The following is a 17,641-nucleotide window of genomic DNA, read 5'->3' as shown; positions in this document are numbered from 1 at the left end:
TTTATCATCGCAAAGAAAAAAACGACATTTATTTGTCAAAATTGTGCCTACAATTCACCCAAATACCTAGGGCGCTGTCCTAACTGTGGTTCTTGGTCTTCCTTTGTGGAGGAAGTCGAAGTTGCAGAAGTTAGGAATGCCCGGGTATCCTTGACGGGTGAAAAGACCAAACCCATGAAATTGGCGGACGTGACCTCTATCAATGTTCACCGGACCAAGACGGAGATGGAGGAATTCAACCGCGTCCTTGGAGGCGGTGTGGTACCAGGAAGTCTGGTCCTCATCGGGGGAGATCCAGGGATCGGGAAATCGACCTTGCTCCTTCAAGTATCGACCCAGTTGTCCCAAGTGGGAACGGTCCTCTACGTTAGTGGCGAGGAGTCGGCCCAGCAGATCAAGTTACGGGCAGAGCGCTTGGGGGATATCGACAGTGAGTTTTATCTCTATGCTGAGACCAATATGCAAAGCGTGCGAGCAGAAGTGGAACGCATCCAGCCTAACTTCCTCATCATCGATTCGATTCAGACCATTATGTCTCCTGAGATTTCAGGGGTGCAGGGGTCTGTTTCTCAGGTGCGTGAGGTGACAGCTGAGCTCATGCAGCTGGCCAAGACCAATAACATCGCTATCTTTATCGTAGGGCATGTGACCAAGGAAGGAACCTTGGCAGGTCCGCGGATGCTGGAACACATGGTGGATACGGTGCTTTACTTTGAAGGGGAACGCCATCACACCTTCCGGATCCTGAGAGCAGTCAAAAATCGTTTTGGTTCCACTAATGAAATCGGGATTTTCGAGATGCAATCAGGTGGACTGGTTGAGGTCCTCAATCCGAGCCAGGTCTTTCTGGAAGAACGCTTGGATGGGGCGACTGGCTCGTCCATCGTTGTGACAATGGAAGGGACGCGTCCGATTTTGGCGGAGGTGCAGGCTTTGGTGACACCAACCATGTTTGGAAATGCCAAGCGGACGACGACAGGGCTTGATTTCAATCGGGCTAGTCTCATTATGGCGGTGCTAGAAAAACGCGCAGGTTTACTCCTTCAAAATCAGGATGCCTACCTCAAGTCTGCAGGTGGTGTCAAGTTGGATGAGCCAGCTATCGACCTAGCGGTTGCAGTTGCCATTGCCTCGAGCTACAAGGACAAGCCAACCAACCCGCAAGAGTGTTTCGTTGGAGAGTTGGGCTTGACCGGAGAAGTCCGCCGAGTCAATCGGATCGAGCAACGGATCAATGAAGCTGCTAAGCTCGGTTTCACCAAGATTTATGTGCCTAAAAATTCTCTCCAAGGGATCGCGATTCCAGATGGCATTCAAGTGATAGCAGTTTCCACAGTAGGGGAAGTTTTGAAAAAAGTCTTTTCTTAACCAGGTCTTGGAATCGTTTGCAAAAAGGTTTTTCCTGTGCTATACTTTTTCTATACTTACTAAACATAGGGGGTTACTTATTTTGCAATTTTTTACAGATAACAATGTGCAGTTCCCTTTGGTCGAGCTATCTCTCAATCAAGGTGAAACTGTCTATATTCAACGGGGGAGTATGGTCTACCATACACCTAATGTGACCCTCAACACCAAATTGAATGCAAGTGGCTCTGGTGTGGGACGCTTTGTGAAAGCAGTTGGACGGTCAATGGTTTCGGGTGAAAGCACCTTTATTACCCAGGTATTTGCCCAGTCTAATAATGCATACCTAGCATTGGCGCCCGACTCACCAGGTCAGGTGGTGCCTCTCTACTTGGGTGAAAAGCAGTATCGATTGAATGATGGTGCCTTCCTTGCACTGGATGGTACAGCTTACTATACAATGGAAACCCAATCGATCGGTAAGGCTCTCTTTGGTGGCCAGGGAGGATTCTTCGTCATGACGACCCAAGGGCAAGGGACCCTCTTGGTGAATGCCTATGGCTCTATTAAAAAATCGAGTTAAACAATCAAGAAATCACCATCGATAATGCCCATGTCGTTGCTTGGAGCCAGTCTTTGGATTATAATATCCATTTGGAAAATGGTTTCTGGCAATCCATCGGAACAGGTGAGGGTGTTGTCAATACCTTTAGAGGGACTGGCGAGGTCTATGTTCAAAGTCTCAACCTTCAGACCTTTGCTGGCTTGCTGAATCGCTATTTACCAAGACGATCATAATGCATAAAAGAGGCTGGGACAAAAGTCCTAGCCTCTCAATTGTATTTGGATTATCGAGCAAGACGCAGTGGTTGAGTGTGCTCTACTACGCTGATTTCATCAGCTTTTACAGCCCTACTCAACTGTGCGGAGGTGGGACGACGAAATCGAATTCTAACGAATTACCGATTTCTGTCTCACTCTCTTTTTCATGTAGGCTGACAACTGACAATTTGGGAAAAAGATGGTAAGATAGAGTGTAAATAATTTGGCATTCAAACTATTTTACCAACCAGAAAGGAAGTTTCTAATGTCCTATTTTGAGAATTTTTTAAAAGCCAATCAAGCCTATGTTGAATTGCACGGAGACCTCCATCTTCCAATCAAACCGAAAACGCAAGTAGCCATTGTGACCTGTATGGACTCTCGCCTTCACGTCGCACCAGCACTGGGGCTTGCTCTGGGGGATGCCCATATTTTACGGAATGCAGGAGGGCGCGTGACAGAGGACATGATTCGTTCCTTGGTCATCTCACAGCAACAGATGGGGACTCGAGAAATCGTGGTCTTGCACCATACAGACTGTGGAGCGCAAACCTTTGAGAATGAAGGATTCCGTCAGCATCTGAAGAAGGAACTGGGAGTTGATGTTGGAGACCAAGACTTCCTACCCTTTCAAGATATTTACGAGAGCGTCCGGGAGGATGTCGCTCTCTTAAAAGCCTCACCGCTGATTCCAGACGATGTCATTATCTCAGGAGCTGTCTATGATGTCGATACAGGATTGATCACTGAGGTGACGGATTGACTTAAACTTATACCGTTAGCTTTTTGCCTAACGGTTTTTGTATGCAAAGACAAAACTATGAAACTAGATCAGACGGAGTGAAAATCGAAGGAACTAAATGGATGAATAGATTCCAAAAATATTAGTCCAAACTAGGTTTGAAGTATAAAATTATGATAAAATATCAGTTGGAGGAATTTTATGATGAAAAAAGTTTTTAGCGATTTGTTTGTGAAAACGGATTATGTTATCATGTGCGGTATCAGTGCCTATTTGACAATGCTATTGGTAGACTTGTTGAGCGCGACCTCACAAGATCTGTTTTTGACACTCGCCCCTTGTCCATATTAAAAGTAGGAAAAGTTCTTGTAGCTACTGTTGGCGAAATCGCTGATAAAGAGTTCAACAACCGTGTAACTCCTCCGGAAGAACCTAAGTTCCAACCAGAGAAATACGTTGTTTCTGAAGAAAAATTCGATATCACAGGCGACAAGCTCGTTGATGATGACAAAGAATTGGCAGACAAGTACGCAGATACAAATGCGAACCCATATGCGGACGATGCATCAAACAACGAAGCTCAAAACTTGAATACGAAGACTGTTAACCGTGGCGACAAGTTGGTTTACCAAGTATGGTTGGATACAACTAAATTTGACGCGGCTAACAAGGACAATATCCAATCAGTAGGAATCTCAGATGACTACGATGAAGCGAAATTGGAACTTGATGCTACTAAGATCAAAGCCTACGATTCAGTAACAGGTGCAGATGTAACAGATAAATTCGATATTACAGTTAATAACGGAGTCATCACTGCAACTCTTAAAGCTGGCTTCACTAAGTCACTTGGTGATGCAGAAAACACTCAAGTTATCGACACAACTAAATTCGAATTTGGACGTTACTACAAGTTCGACATCCCAACAACAGTGAAAGCTGATGTGGTGGCTGGTGTAGATATCGAAAATACTGCGGCTCAAGTTGTAAACTACTACAACCCAACTACTAAGAAGGTTGAAACTCCAAACAAACCTACTCAAAAACGTGTCAACAGCGTACCAGTACCAGTAGAGTTCAACTTCACTAAACGCTTGGAAGGCCGTGAGTTGAAAGCTAACGAATTCAGCTTCGTGCTTAAAGATTCAACAGGTAAAGTTGTTGAAACTGTAAGCAACGATGCGGCAGGAAACGTTAAGTTCTCAGCTATCGAATTCAAGAAAGAACAAGCAGGCGTTCACAACTACACTGTAGAAGAAGTAGCTGGAACAGACGCAACCGTTACATACGACACCATGAAAGCGAATGTAACAGTAACTGTTTCTCACGATGGAACAGCTAAAGTTCTTGTAGCTACTGTTGGTGATATCGCTGATAAAGAGTTCAACAACCGTGTAACTCCTCCGGAAGAACCTAAGTTCCAACCAGAGAAATACGTTGTTTCTGAAGAGAAATTCGATATCACAGGTGACAAACTCGTTGATGATGACAAAGAATTGGCAGACAAGGTCGCAGACACCAATGCGAACCCATATGCGGACGATGCATCTAACAACGAAAAACAAAACTTGAACACCAAGACTGTTAAACGTGGCGATAAGTTGGTTTACCAAGTATGGTTGGATACAACTAAATTCTCTGAAACTAACAAAGAAAACATCCAATCAGTAGGAATCTCAGATGACTATGATGAAGCGAAGTTGGATCTTGATTCTACTAAGATCAAAGCCTACGATTCAGTAACAGGTGCAGAAGTAACAGATAAATTCGATATTACAGTTAATAACGGAGTAATCACAGCAACCCTTAAAGATGGCTTCACGAAGTCACTTGGCGATGCAGAAAATACTCAAATCATCGATACAACTAAATTCGCCTTCGGACGTTACTACAAATTTGATATTCCAACAACAGTTAAACAAACAGTTAAAGCTGGTGTAGATATCGAAAATACTGCGGCTCAAGTTGTAAACTACTACAACCCAACCACTAAGAAAGTTGAAAAACCTGAAAAACCAACAGAAAAACGTGTCAACAACGTACCAGTTGAAGTGGAATTCAACTTCACTAAGAAATTAGAAGGTCGTGAGCTTAAAGCTAACGAATTCAGCTTCGTTCTTAAAGATTCAACAGGTAAGACTCTTGAAACTGTAAGCAATGATGCGGCTGGTAACGTTAAGTTCAAAGCTCTTGAATTCAAGAAGGGTCAAGAAGGCGTACACAACTACACAGTTGAAGAAGTGAAAGGTACTGACGGAACTGTCACTTATGATGCGATGAAAGCGAATGTAACAGTCACAGTTAAACACGATGGAACAGCTAAAGTTCTTGTAGCTACTGTAGGCGATATCGCTGATAAAGAGTTCAACAACAAGGTGACTCCACCAGAAACTCCAGAATTCAACCCAGAGAAGTATATCCTGAATGAATCTAAATTCGATATTACAGGTGACAAACTTGTTGACGATGATAAAGAGTTAGCAGACAAGGTAGCGGATACTAATAAAGATCCATATGCCGATAAGGATGATAACAACGAAGCTCAAAATATCAATACGAAGACACTTAAGAAGGGTGATAAAGTATACTACCAAGTATGGTTGGATACAACTAAGTTCACTGAAGCGCACAATATTCAATCTGTAGGTGTAACAGATAAATATGACAGCGAAAACTTAGACGTCAACGTAGCAGAAATTAAAGCATACGACTCTGTAACAGGAGAAGATGTGACAGCTAAATTTGATATCAAGGTTGAAAATGGTGTGATTACTGCAACTTCTAAGACAGACTTGACTAAGTCACTTGGAGACGCAGAAAACACTCCAGTAATCGACACTGCTAAATTGGCATTCGGACGTTACTACAAGTTTGAGATCCCTGCAACTATCAAAGCAACAGCTAAAGATGGTGTAGATATCGAAAACACTGCTTCACAAACTGTTCACCAATACGATCCAACTAAGAAATCTGTTGAGAAACCAGAAAAACCAACAGAAAAACGTGTCGTTAACATCTCAACTAAAGTTGAATTTAACTTCACTAAGAAACTTGAAGGACGTGAGCTAAAAGAAGGTGAATTTAGCTTCGTACTTAAAGATAAAGATGGAAAAGTTATCGAAACAGTTAAGAACGATGCATCAGGAAACATCAAGTTCTCTGCATTAGAGTTCAAACGTGGAGATGAAGAAGCTAAAACTTACACTTACACTGTGGAAGAGGTTAAAGGTACTGAAGCAGGAGTTGAATACGATAAGATGGTAGCTACAGTAACAGTAACAGTTACTAAAGAAGGCAAAGTCTTAACAGCAACTTCTCAATTACCGGAAGATACTGAGTTCAACAACAAGGTAATTCCACCAACACCACCGGTGACACCACCAACACCACCGGTAACACCACCAACACCACCGGTAACACCACCAACACCACCGGTAACACCACCAACACCACCGGTAACACCACCGGTAACACCACCGGTAACACCGCCAGCACCAGAACTTCCTTCTACTGGTGAAGAACAATCAGCTTCTGCTGCATTGTTAGGCGCTGCTCTTGGTTTGGTAGGACTTGCTGGTCTTGCAAGACGCAAGAAAAACGAAGACTAAACAAGTGGTAGACACTAACGATTCCCGTTAGGATCGTAAATGGTTTAGTTTTCCACAAGGAGGCCTCGCTCTAAGGAGTGGGGCCTTTTTGTTATTTCTTGAAAGCATTGAAATCACGTCTTGCAATATGATACAATAGAGGATATTTACAATAGTTAGGACAAAGATATGCTTATTTCGATTATTTCACAAGGCTTGATCTGGGCTATTTTGGGACTGGGGATTTTTATGACCTTTCGTATCTTGGATTTCCCAGATATGACTACAGAGGGCTCTTTCCCATTAGGGGGAGCCGTTGCGGTAACTCTGATCACCAAAGGGGTTCATCCTTTGCTAGCCACCCTAGCCGCCGTTGGTGCGGGTTGTTTGGCTGGATTAGCAACAGGTCTTCTTTATACCAAAGGGAAGATTCCGACGCTGTTATCAGGGATTTTGGTGATGACTTCCTGTAACTCAGTCATTCTCTTTGTGATGCAACGGGCTAACCTAGGCTTATTAGGATACTCAAAAATCCAAGATATGATTCCTATTGCCAGTGGCGTAAATGAGATTATCATTGGGATCATCTTTGTGACCCTAGTGATTGCCTCTATGCTCTTCTTCTTGGATACCAAATTGGGGCAGGCCTATATTGCGACAGGGGATAATCCTGAGATGGCTAAGAGCTTTGGGATTCATACCAGCTGGATGGAGTTGATGGGACTAGTGGTTTCTAATGGGATTATTGCCTTGTCAGGTGCCTTGATGGCCCAACAAGAAGGTTATGCAGATGCTTCTCGAGGAATCGGGGTCATCGTCGTTGGCTTGGCCAGCTTGATTATCGGAGAGGTCCTTTTCTCAAAACTAACCTTAGCAGAACGTTTGCTCAGTATCGTTATTGGATCAATCATTTATCAATTCTTGATTTGGGCTGTGATTGCCATCGGTGTCAATACTAGCTACATCCGTATCTTTAGTGCTATCATCTTGGCAATCTGTCTCATGATTCCAACCTTTAAAGAGAAACTGCTGAAAGGAGTCAAACTCAGCAAATGACTGCAATTGTAGAATTAAAAAATGCCACCATCGTGGTGAATAATGGCTTGAATGAAGAAAAAGTCATTTTGGATAATGTCTCTTTGGAGATTCATGAGCATGACTTTATCACCATTCTTGGGGGCAATGGTGCTGGGAAATCAACCCTCTTCAACACCTTGGCTGGGACCCTTCCTCTGACCAGTGGTCAAGTCTTGATTAAGGGAGAGGATGTGACTCACTATGGTCCAGAAAAACGGGCAAAATACCTATCCCGTGTCTTCCAAGATCCAAAGATGGGGACAGCCCCACGTATGACAGTGGCTGAGAATCTCCTGATTGCAAAATTCCGAGGAGAAAAGCGGGGCTTGGTTCCTCGTCGCCTTGCCCAGTACAAAGACGAATTTAAAGAGGTTTTGAGCCAGATTGGCAATGGTTTAGAAAGGCATGCCGATACGTCGGTAGAATTCTTATCTGGTGGACAACGTCAGGCTCTGAGCTTGTTGATGGCTACCCTGAAACGGCCAGAACTCTTGCTCTTGGATGAGCATACAGCCGCCCTCGATCCCAAGACGAGTCAATCCTTGATGGAGCTGACGGATCGTTTTGTCAAAACAGATCGCCTGACTGCCTTGATGATTACCCATCATATGGAGGATGCGCTCAAGTACGGAAATCGCTTGATTGTCATGAAGGATGGAAAGATTATCCAGGACTTGAATCAAGAGGAAAAGGCTAAGATGGCCTTGACTGATTACTACCGTTTCTTTGAGTAAATTTAGAAACTAGTTTCAGTGTGTAATCGCTTGCAATACTGATATTAAAGGAGTATACTATAGGTGAAGATAAGGGAGAAGGGGTTGATACCAATGCCTTATAGATTCATACATTAGGTTACTTCGTTTTAGGTTTGCCTTCGCTGACACTTGATCGTGCTTTTTATAGAAAAGCCAGAACGTCGGAAATGTTAAATCGGTTGAGCCGTCAAGTAAGTCTGCTTAACTTACTAAATGACATTGAAATACGTGGAAATAGTAGTGGAAGCTTTAGATGGTTTTCGAACTTCGGTATGCTCAACTGAGTGCTTTGTAACAAAACTGAAAGAGAACTTGCAAAGAAAACCACTGGTATGTGAATCGTACCATGAAAAGAAATGAAAATCATAACTGTTGTTTTCGTTAGCCTAAATGGTTAATCGCCTCTTGTCAGTGAAGCAGACCAGACCTCTAGTCCCGTAAGACTGGAGGTCTTTTTGTCTGTCGTGGTAGAAAGTCGAGGTGAGGGCTGTGGGATTGCCATATGCACATGAATATAGCTGTCGAGATCATTTTAAAGAAAGAGCAATGGAACGATTTGGAGTCGATAACGAGCAGTTGAGACTCTGGGTCAATCAACACGTACCCTCGCTTCATCATTTTGATAGCAGTTTTGATCAACGACCCGATACGGAAGCCTATGTAGCAGAGGACGGTGTCGTCTTTGTGTGTGATCTGAAGAATCGGGAGTTTATTACCTGCTTCCAAGCGGTCAATTTGAAGGTGGATGAAGAACAGAAGGAAGTCTGTCAAGACATTCATCGTGAGAATGTGCTCGCCTATAAACATAGTCAAAGCAAGCTCCTGAATCGCTACCGGTTGAAAGAAGCCAAAGAATTGCTGGCCAATATTGATGAGCATGTTGATCGGTTTTATAGCTTGTCTCAAACCCTTAAGAAAGGGGCTCTCAGCGATCGGAATTACCACCACCTAGAAGAACTGCTAAATGAGTTTCATGTCATCAAGGCAGCGATACGGGTGATTGAGAATAAGAAAAATGACTATCATACGGACTAGGGTCTCTTTTTGACAAAGTTGACAATCTAGGCTATCGTCTTTGGTCTTAGTAAAGGTTCCTCCATCAGATGGTGGAGGGCTTTTTGTTTGATCTGACTTTTGAAAAAATCGTGAAAAAATAGTATAATGTTCTAGATATGCAAGAAATTTGCAAAACTGTAATTCGACTTGGTGAGCCAAGGACCGTAAGTATGAACCATCACATAAAGGAGAAAACATGAGTAACATTAAGTTGATTACTTTAGGTGGAGTCCGTGAAAACGGGAAAAACCTCTACATAGCTGAAGTAAATGACTCTATTTTTGTTTTGGATGCTGGTCTCAAGTATCCAGAAAATGAACAACTAGGGGTCGATGTCGTTATTCCCAACATGGACTACCTCTTTGAGAATAGCGATCGTATCGCAGGAGTCTTTTTAACGCACGGGCATGCGGATGCCATTGGAGCCCTTCCCTATCTTTTAGCGGAGGCTAAAGTTCCCGTATTTGGGTCAGAGTTGACCATCGAGTTGGCCAAGCTCTTTGTCAAGAGCAATGATAGTGTCAAGAAGTTCAATGACTTCCATGTGATCGATGCCAACTCAGAGATTGATTTTGGAGGAACCGTTGTTTCCTTCTTCCAGACAACCCACTCTATTCCAGAAAGTTTAGGAATTGTCATCAAGACTTCTGAAGGAAATATCGTCTATACCGGAGATTTCAAGTTTGACCAGACAGCGAGTGAGTTTTATGCGACTGACTTTGCTCGTTTGGCAGAGATTGGACAAGAAGGCGTCCTCGCTCTCTTGAGTGACTCTGCCAATGCTGATAGTAAAATTCAAGTGGCTAGTGAGCAAGAGGTTGGGGATGAAATCCTAGATACCATTGCTGACTGGGATGGCCGTATCATTGTAGCCGCTGTTGCAAGTAACCTATCACGGATCCAGCAAGTCTTTGACGCAGCTGCAGAGACAGGGCGCCGGGTTGTTTTGACTGGATTTGACGTAGAAAATATTGTCCGGACAGGGATTCGTTTAAATAAACTGTCTTTGGCCAACGAAAAAATATTGATCAAGCCAAAAGAAATGTCTCGTTTTGAGGATCATGAATTGATTATTCTTGAAACGGGGCGGATGGGTGAACCAATCAACGGACTCCGTAAAATGTCCATTGGCCGTCACCGCTATGTTGAAATCAAGGATGGCGACTTGGTCTATATCGTAACAACTCCATCTATCGCCAAAGAAGCGGTTATGGCACGTGTCGAAAACATGGTCTATCAAGCAGGCGGAGTCGTTAAAGCGATTACTCAAAGCTTGCGTGTATCAGGACACGGAAATGCGCGTGATCTTCAATTGATGATCAACCTCCTTCGTCCCAACTATCTCTTCCCAATCCAAGGGGAATACCGCGAATTGGATGCCCATGCACGGCTTGCTATGGAAGTGGGGATTTTGCCTGAAAATATTTTCATTCCGAAAAAAGGCACCATCATGGAATATGACAATGGTGACTTCGTTCCTGCAGGTAGCGTCTCTGCTGGAGATGTCCTCATCGATGGGAATGCCATTGGGGATGTAGGAAATGTCGTGCTCCGTGACCGGAAAGTCCTTTCAGAAGATGGTATCTTTATTGTGGCTATTACGGTTAACCGTCGTGAAAAACGCATTATCTCAAAGGCAAAAGTTCACACCCGTGGCTTTATCTATGTGAAGAAGAGTCGCGATATCTTGCGCGAAAGTGCAGAGATCGTCAACCAAAGTGTGGAAGAATACTTAGCCCAGGACAGCTTCGATTGGGGCGAGCTCAAGGGTGCTGTTCGTGATAGTTTGGCCAAGTACCTCTTTGACCAGACCAAACGTCGACCAGCTATCTTGCCAGTCGTCATGGAAGTACGCTAGGATTAAGATAAGAGGAAAAGTCGATCGTCGGCTTTTTCTTGTCAAGGAAAAGAAGAAATAGTGAGGAAAGATAGATGGCAGTAATGCAAATTGAATACTATTCAGAAGCGCTCGCAATGGAATGGGGGATCAACGTCCTCTACCCAGATGCGTCTCGGGTGGAAAATCCAGATGATCAAGATATCCCGGTCCTCTATCTCCTTCATGGGATGAATGGCAATCAGTACTCTTGGTTGAAACGGACCAATGTCGAACGGATCCTACGCTCGACCAATCTGATTGTTGTCTTGCCTAATACCAATAATGGTTGGTATACGGATACCCAGTATGGTTATTCCTACTACACAGCCATCGCAGAGGAATTGCCTAAGACCTTGGCCCGCTTCTTCCCCAATATGACTAAGAAGCGGGAGAAGACCTTTATTGCTGGCCTATCGATGGGGGGCTATGGATCTTTTAAACTGGCCCTTCAAACCAATCGCTTCTCGCATGCTGCTAGTTTTTCTGGTGCTCTTAGCTTTGAGGGGCGTCAACTAGCAGATACCGATCTTGGCAGTAAGGCTTATTGGCAAGGGGTCTTTGGAGAGCTAGAAGATTGGACGACGAGTCCTTACTCCTTGGAAAGCATTGCGGAGAAGTACTCAGATAAAAAGACGGTCTTATGGGCGTGGTGTGGCGAGCAGGATGCTCTGTATGAGTCCAACAATACAGCTGTGGATCATCTGAAGGACCTCGGTTTTGATATCACCTACAACCATGGACCAGGAAAACATGAATGGTTTTATTGGGAGCGGGAGTTGGAGCATTTCTTAGCAACCCTGCCAATCGATTTTGAACTAGAAGAACGACTCGATTAGGAAGCTACTCCTTTGGAGATGTGCTATAATAGAGTGAAAAGTGCCTGGGCCAGTTAGACGAGAAGCCCAGAATCAATGAACAATTAGGAGAAACATACGTGACTAAAGATATTCGTGTGCGTTATGCACCAAGTCCAACCGGACTACTACACATCGGAAATGCCCGTACAGCATTGTTTAACTACTTGTATGCGCGCCATCATGGTGGAACTTTTATTATCCGTATCGAAGATACGGACCGTAAGCGCCACGTCGAAGATGGCGAACGTTCCCAGCTGGAAAACCTTCGTTGGTTGGGCATGGACTGGGATGAAAGTCCAGAGACTCATGAAAATTACCGCCAGTCTGAGCGTTTGGAACTCTACCAAAAATACATCGATCAACTCTTGGCTGAAGGAAAAGCCTACAAATCTTACGTTACAGAAGAAGAGTTGGCAGCGGAACGTGAACGCCAAGAAGCAGCTGGTGAAACACCTCGCTACATCAACGAATACCTCGGCATGAGCGAAGAAGAAAAAGCGGCTTACATCGCAGAACGCGAAGCGGCAGGTGTGATTCCAACGGTTCGTTTGGCAGTCAATGAGTCAGGTATCTACAAATGGCATGATATGGTCAAAGGTGATATCGAGTTTGAAGGTGGCAATATCGGCGGAGACTGGGTTATCCAAAAGAAAGATGGCTATCCAACTTACAACTTTGCCGTTGTGATTGATGACCACGATATGCAAATCTCTCACGTTATCCGTGGAGACGACCACATTGCCAATACACCAAAACAACTTATGGTTTATGAGGCTCTTGGATGGGAAGCACCAGAGTTTGGTCATATGACCTTGATTATCAACTCTGAAACTGGTAAGAAGTTGTCTAAACGCGATACCAACACTCTTCAATTTATCGAAGATTACCGTAAGAAAGGTTACCTTCCAGAAGCAGTCTTTAACTTCATCGCCCTTCTTGGTTGGAATCCTGGTGGGGAAGATGAAATCTTCTCTCGCGAAGAACTCATCAAACTCTTTGACGAAAACCGTCTCAGCAAGTCTCCAGCAGCCTTCGATCAGAAGAAACTTGACTGGATGAGCAATGACTACATCAAGAATGCAGACCTTGCGACCATCTTTGAAATGGCCAAACCATTCCTTGAAGCAGCAGGACGCTTGACAGACAAGGCTGAGAAATTGGTTGAACTCTACAAACCACAAATGAAGTCAGTGGATGAAATCGTTCCATTGACAGACCTTTTCTTCTCAGACTTCCCAGAATTGACAGAAGCTGAGCGAGAAGTCATGGCTGGTGAAACAGTGCCAACGGTACTTGAGGCCTTTAAAGCCAAACTCGAAGCCATGTCAGACGATGAGTTTGTGGTAGAAAATATCTTCCCACAAATCAAAGCGGTCCAAAAAGAAACTGGTATCAAAGGGAAAAATCTCTTCATGCCAATCCGTATCGCTGTTTCAGGTGAAATGCATGGTCCTGAATTGCCAGATACCATCTACTTGCTTGGACGTGAGAAATCCATCCAACACATTGAAAAAATGTTGGAAGAAATTGTAAAATAGGAACCAGCTTTTAAAAACATGCTGTTCATTTTTAAAAAGTCATCGATTCGATGGCTTTTTTTCTGAGATCGAGCATAGATCTAGCCAAAATGATTGAAAATAGGATTCAATCATGTATAATCAAGAGAGAATAATTTTTGAGGAGAGAGGGGCATCCTTACCTTGCTGAAAAAAACATGGAATAGAGTGACGAGATTTAAGTTAATAAAATCGGGGAAACATTGGATTCGAGTAGCCTGTTCGAATGCTTCTTTTTTGCGAGCTAAAAAAGAAATAGATGTTTCCAATCATTCTAGTATGGATGTTCCAAGCTCCATAGCCTTAAAAGGCTTGATTGCTGCTGGATCCATTATGGGTGCGACGTCAATTGCGCATCCAACGGATGCTGACGAGCTAGCAGGCCCAACTTTGCAGTCAGAAGTGGCTTCGGAAGTGGGCGTAGTAGGTAAGGATAGCTTGGTGTTGAGCAGTGTGGAACAGTCGTCCACGACAAGTCTGTCTACGAGCGAGTGGTCTCCATCAGAGTTACAGAGTGATTCGCTTTCTACTACATTATCTATGACGAGTTCAGCAGTTCCCTCTACTTCAATGGCGGAAACTAGCGTCCTTTCAAATGGGGATCAGGAGTCTGTAGCCGTCTCAGATCCTGCTCAGGATAAACAGCTTCAACGTATAGCTCAAGACCTTTATTCTTATATAGAGCAAGCGAAAGAATTGAAGGATGGAGAGGGACTTGTGTTGGAAGCGGAAGAAGCTCTGGAGGCTATCCGCAACCAATTAGCCAATCCAGGTCAAGAAGGAGAGGCGACGCTTCTTCAGGCCAAGTCTGTTCGGAATCGCTTGGTCAATTCTGTGTTAAGAGAACAATCAGGGGAGAGAGACCCGCGTACAGGTAGTGCCTTAGAAGTGGACAGTGCTTTTCGTGCTCCTTTTATCATGAGTGGTCCAGCAAATAATCATCTGATCACAGCTTATAATTCAGATCCGATTCGGTTGCAGTACATTGTGAGAGAGCAGAATGGTGGGGTCATTCTCACCTATATGGGTTATGCTCCCAACAGTGAACGGGTTGAGGGTGTTCTCGTTCCCAATGCAACCTTGAAATCACCTTTTGCTCCTATGTTAATCGAAGGAAAAGTTGGAGGCACAGAGGTTGTAGAACCAGGGAAGACGTATACGATAACCGTTCGTTTTACCAATGCTAGAAATCAGTTTCTCGATCGTTCTTTCCGCATTAAGGTCTTGCCTCAAAATGATGGTATCCGAAATCCGATTGCTCCAGTGACTTCTAATACTCAGGTGACTGATTTGACCAATCTGATTGAGTCTGAAAAAGCGCAGGTTTGGGAAAAGTTCAAAGCGGCAAACCCACGTCTGTTAGCGTCTAAAGACTTTAAGAGCTATTCAGTCTCTGCAACTGGAGAAATTACGGTTGTCTTCAAGGATTTGACGTCTAATACTGTGAAGGTACCTTTGACAGAGGATCCTCGTACGAAGTCGCTCTCAATCAGTTATTCCCAGAGTGTATCTGAAGCGCAAAGTACTTCTCAAATGCGGTCACAATCGGCTGAGCTATCAGAGTCTCTGTCTGAGAGCTATTCAGAATCGGAAAGTGCATCAACCTCAATCGTCGCTTCTCAAAGCAGCTCGCTCTCTACAAGTCTCTCGGTATCAACAGCGGCATCTCAATCTTTGAGTGTTCTAGAATCAGAGAGCCTTTCGGAATCTGCTTCGGTTTCTGTTAGTGAGTCTAAATCAGTCAGTGAGGTGGTATCGGAGAGTCAGTCTGCATCAGTCAGCGAGTCGGAGTCATTAAGAATCTCTGAATCGAACAGTCAGTCTACTTCAGAAAGTACCTCCGAGTCAATCTCAGGATCGTTAAGCACATCGGTTTCCGTAAGTGAGTCAGTTTCGAGGTCTCAATCCGAATCTGTCAGCCAGTCTGCCTCGGCAAGTGTTTCCGAGGCAGTTTCTGACTCCTTGAGTACTTCGGTTTCCGCCAGTGAGTCAGTTTCTAGGTCTCAATCCGAGTCTATTAGTCAGTCCGCATCAGAAAGTGTTTCAGGATCAGTTTCAGAATCGTTGAGCACCTCTGAGTCAGTCTCAGAATCGTTGAGTATCTCAGTTTCGACAAGTGAGTCTATCTCGACCTCTGAATCCGAATCAGTCAGTCGGTCGACCTCGGCGAGTGTCTCCGAATCATTAAGCACCTCTGTATCCGCCAGAAAATCTCTTTCGACTTCTGAATCCGATTCGATTAGTCAGTCTACATCGGTAAGTGTTTCTGAGTCAGTTTCGGAATCGTTAAGTACTTCGGTTTCCGCCAGTGAGTCCGTTTCAACCTCTCAATCAGAGTCGATTAGCCATTCTGTATCAGCAAGTGTCTCCGAGTCAGTTTCTGATTCTTTGAGTGCTTCGGTTTCCGCAAGCGAGTTCATTTCTACCTCTGAGTCCAAGTCGTTAAGTCAGTCTGCATCAGAAAGTGTTTCTGAATCTGTCTCAGAATCATTAAGCACCTCTGTATCCGCCGGTAAATCTCTTTCGACCTCTGAATCCGAGTCGCTCAGCCAGTCTACATCGGCAAGTGTTTCTGAGTCAGTTTCGGAATCGTTAAGTACTTCGGTTTCCGCCAGTGAGTCAGTTTCTAGGTCTCAATCCGAATCTGTCAGCCAGTCGGTGTCGGAAAGCACCTCCGAGTCAATCTCAGGATCGTTAAGCACATCGGTTTTCGTAAGTGAGTCCGTTTCGACCTCTGAGTCCAAGTCGTTAAGTCAGTCTGCATCAGAAAGTGTTTCTGAATCTGTCTCAGAATCATTGAGTGCTTCAGTTTCCGCCAGTGAGTCAGTTTCTAGGTCTCAATCCGAATCTGTCAGCCAGTCGGTGTCGGAACGCACCTCCGAGTCGGTTTCGGAATCGTTAAGTACTTCGGTTTTCGCCAGTGAATCTCTTTCTACCTCTGAATCCGATTCGATTAGTCAGTCTGCATCAGAAAGTGTTTCAGAATCTGTCTCAAAATCGTTGAGCACTTCGGTTTCCACCAGTGAATCTCTTTCTACCTCTGAATCTGAGTCGTTCAGTCAGTCGGTATCGGCAAGTGAGTCGATTTCAACTTTCCAGTCAGAGTCGGTTGTCGAAAGCCGATTAGCATCTGAGAGCCTGTCAGAGAGTGTCTCTGGGTCTTTGAGTACATCCGTTTCCACAAGTGACTCAGCTTCGACTTCTGAGTTGGAATCAGAGTCAGTCTCTTTGAGTATCTCGGATTCTACAAGAGAGTCGGTCTCAGCTTCCCAATTTTCTTCAACTAGCCAGTTGACATCAGCCGTGTTATCCGAGTCAGTCTCTGAATTAATGAGTGCCTCAATTTCCGTAAGTGAATCTATGTCAACTTCTCAATCCGAGTCGGTAAGAAATTCAGTTTCTATCTCAAGTTCTTTGAGTCAATCTGCTCCAACAAGCGAGTCTGTCTCAACACCGGAGTCTAGGTCTGAGAGTCAGTCTGATTCAGTTAGTCTAACCGAGTCGACATCTGAATCCCTGAGTGGTTCAATCTCAACAAGTGAAACCCGCTCTGAGTCTTCATTTGACTCGCAAAGTCACTCAGAGTCAATCCGTCATTCTCAGTCTCTTTCAGGTCTGGATTCAACAAGCGAAGTCCAATCTAATGGGACTTCAGAATTACTCATCCAATCCCTGTCCAACAGTGAAAACTCAGCGGAAGCAGTTCTTCCAGCAACTGGTGAAAAGGGCTCTGCAAGTTTAACCATATTGGGTACCCTAGCATCTTTTATAGGCTTAACTGCATTGGGGCGCCGTAAAAAAGAAAAGGAAGAATAATGACGTTTCTCTATGAGAAAACAGCCATCTAATTTTCAGCGTGTTTACAAAAGAATCTCATTTTGAGATTCTTTTTTCTGTTTTACCCTACTAGATTTTACGGATTTTAGGAAAATAAAATTCAATTGCTTTTGGGGAGGAAATTTT

General features: G+C 44.1%; 9 protein-coding genes and 2 pseudogenes. All 11 read left to right on the top strand.

Going from position 1 to position 17,641, the window contains the following annotated elements; all coding sequences use genetic code 11:
* Positions 1-6 precede the first annotated feature (6 nt).
* A complete protein-coding gene (radA, locus tag LXO72_RS05655) occupies positions 7-1,368 on the top strand; it encodes a DNA repair protein RadA (protein WP_442805158.1) in 1,362 nt (453 codons plus the stop codon).
* Between the two features lie 82 nt (positions 1,369-1,450).
* A pseudogene (locus LXO72_RS05650) lies at positions 1,451-2,145 on the top strand (TIGR00266 family protein).
* Between the two features lie 289 nt (positions 2,146-2,434).
* The gene (locus LXO72_RS05645) at positions 2,435-2,932 is read left to right on the top strand and encodes a beta-class carbonic anhydrase (protein WP_023024580.1); all 498 of its coding nucleotides are present in this window, start codon (positions 2,435-2,437) and stop codon (positions 2,930-2,932) included.
* A gap of 338 nt (positions 2,933-3,270) precedes the next feature.
* Positions 3,271-6,519, top strand: a pseudogene (locus LXO72_RS05640) (SspB-related isopeptide-forming adhesin); the annotation flags it as partial.
* A 168-nt stretch (positions 6,520-6,687) separates the two neighbouring features.
* Complete coding sequence (locus tag LXO72_RS05635; protein ID WP_233331777.1) at positions 6,688-7,554, top strand: ABC transporter permease; 867 nt, start codon at positions 6,688-6,690, stop codon at positions 7,552-7,554.
* Positions 7,551-8,309, top strand: coding sequence for an ABC transporter ATP-binding protein (locus LXO72_RS05630; RefSeq protein WP_233331776.1), 759 nt, complete (start codon positions 7,551-7,553; stop codon positions 8,307-8,309). Before LXO72_RS05635 ends, LXO72_RS05630 begins: the two co-directional genes overlap by 4 nt.
* A 567-nt stretch (positions 8,310-8,876) precedes the next feature.
* Positions 8,877-9,365: a hypothetical protein gene (locus tag LXO72_RS05625; RefSeq protein WP_233331775.1), complete on the top strand. Its 489-nt coding sequence runs from the start codon at positions 8,877-8,879 to the stop codon at positions 9,363-9,365.
* Positions 9,366-9,582: 217 nt separating this feature from the next.
* Complete coding sequence (locus LXO72_RS05620; RefSeq protein WP_117744767.1) at positions 9,583-11,244, top strand: ribonuclease J; 1,662 nt, start codon at positions 9,583-9,585, stop codon at positions 11,242-11,244.
* A 74-nt stretch (positions 11,245-11,318) separates the two neighbouring features.
* A complete protein-coding gene (locus tag LXO72_RS05615; RefSeq protein WP_233331774.1) occupies positions 11,319-12,101 on the top strand; it encodes an alpha/beta hydrolase in 783 nt (260 codons plus the stop codon).
* Positions 12,102-12,199: 98 nt separating this feature from the next.
* Positions 12,200-13,660: a glutamate--tRNA ligase gene (gltX, locus tag LXO72_RS05610; protein WP_233331773.1), complete on the top strand. Its 1,461-nt coding sequence runs from the start codon at positions 12,200-12,202 to the stop codon at positions 13,658-13,660.
* A gap of 186 nt (positions 13,661-13,846) precedes the next feature.
* Positions 13,847-17,494: an LPXTG cell wall anchor domain-containing protein gene (locus LXO72_RS05605; RefSeq protein ID WP_233331772.1), complete on the top strand. Its 3,648-nt coding sequence runs from the start codon at positions 13,847-13,849 to the stop codon at positions 17,492-17,494.
* Positions 17,495-17,641: the final 147 nt, after the last annotated feature.

It is taken from the genome of Streptococcus sp. XMC, from assembly GCF_021341835.1.
Lineage (GTDB): Bacteria > Bacillota > Bacilli > Lactobacillales > Streptococcaceae > Streptococcus.
Note: the sequence above shows the minus strand (reverse complement) of the source record. Positions and strands in the feature narration are given on the sequence as shown.

Bases quoted from the DNA above. Each gene is read 5' to 3' on its own strand.
- LXO72_RS05645 (WP_023024580.1), top strand. From the start codon at position 2,435: ATGTCCTATTTTGAGAATTTTTTAAAAGCCAATCAAGCCTATGTTGAA.
- LXO72_RS05635 (WP_233331777.1), top strand. From the start codon at position 6,688: ATGCTTATTTCGATTATTTCACAAGGCTTGATCTGGGCTATTTTGGGA.
- LXO72_RS05630 (WP_233331776.1), top strand. From the start codon at position 7,551: ATGACTGCAATTGTAGAATTAAAAAATGCCACCATCGTGGTGAATAAT.
- LXO72_RS05625 (WP_233331775.1), top strand. From the start codon at position 8,877: ATGGAACGATTTGGAGTCGATAACGAGCAGTTGAGACTCTGGGTCAAT.
- LXO72_RS05620 (WP_117744767.1), top strand. From the start codon at position 9,583: ATGAGTAACATTAAGTTGATTACTTTAGGTGGAGTCCGTGAAAACGGG.
- LXO72_RS05615 (WP_233331774.1), top strand. From the start codon at position 11,319: ATGGCAGTAATGCAAATTGAATACTATTCAGAAGCGCTCGCAATGGAA.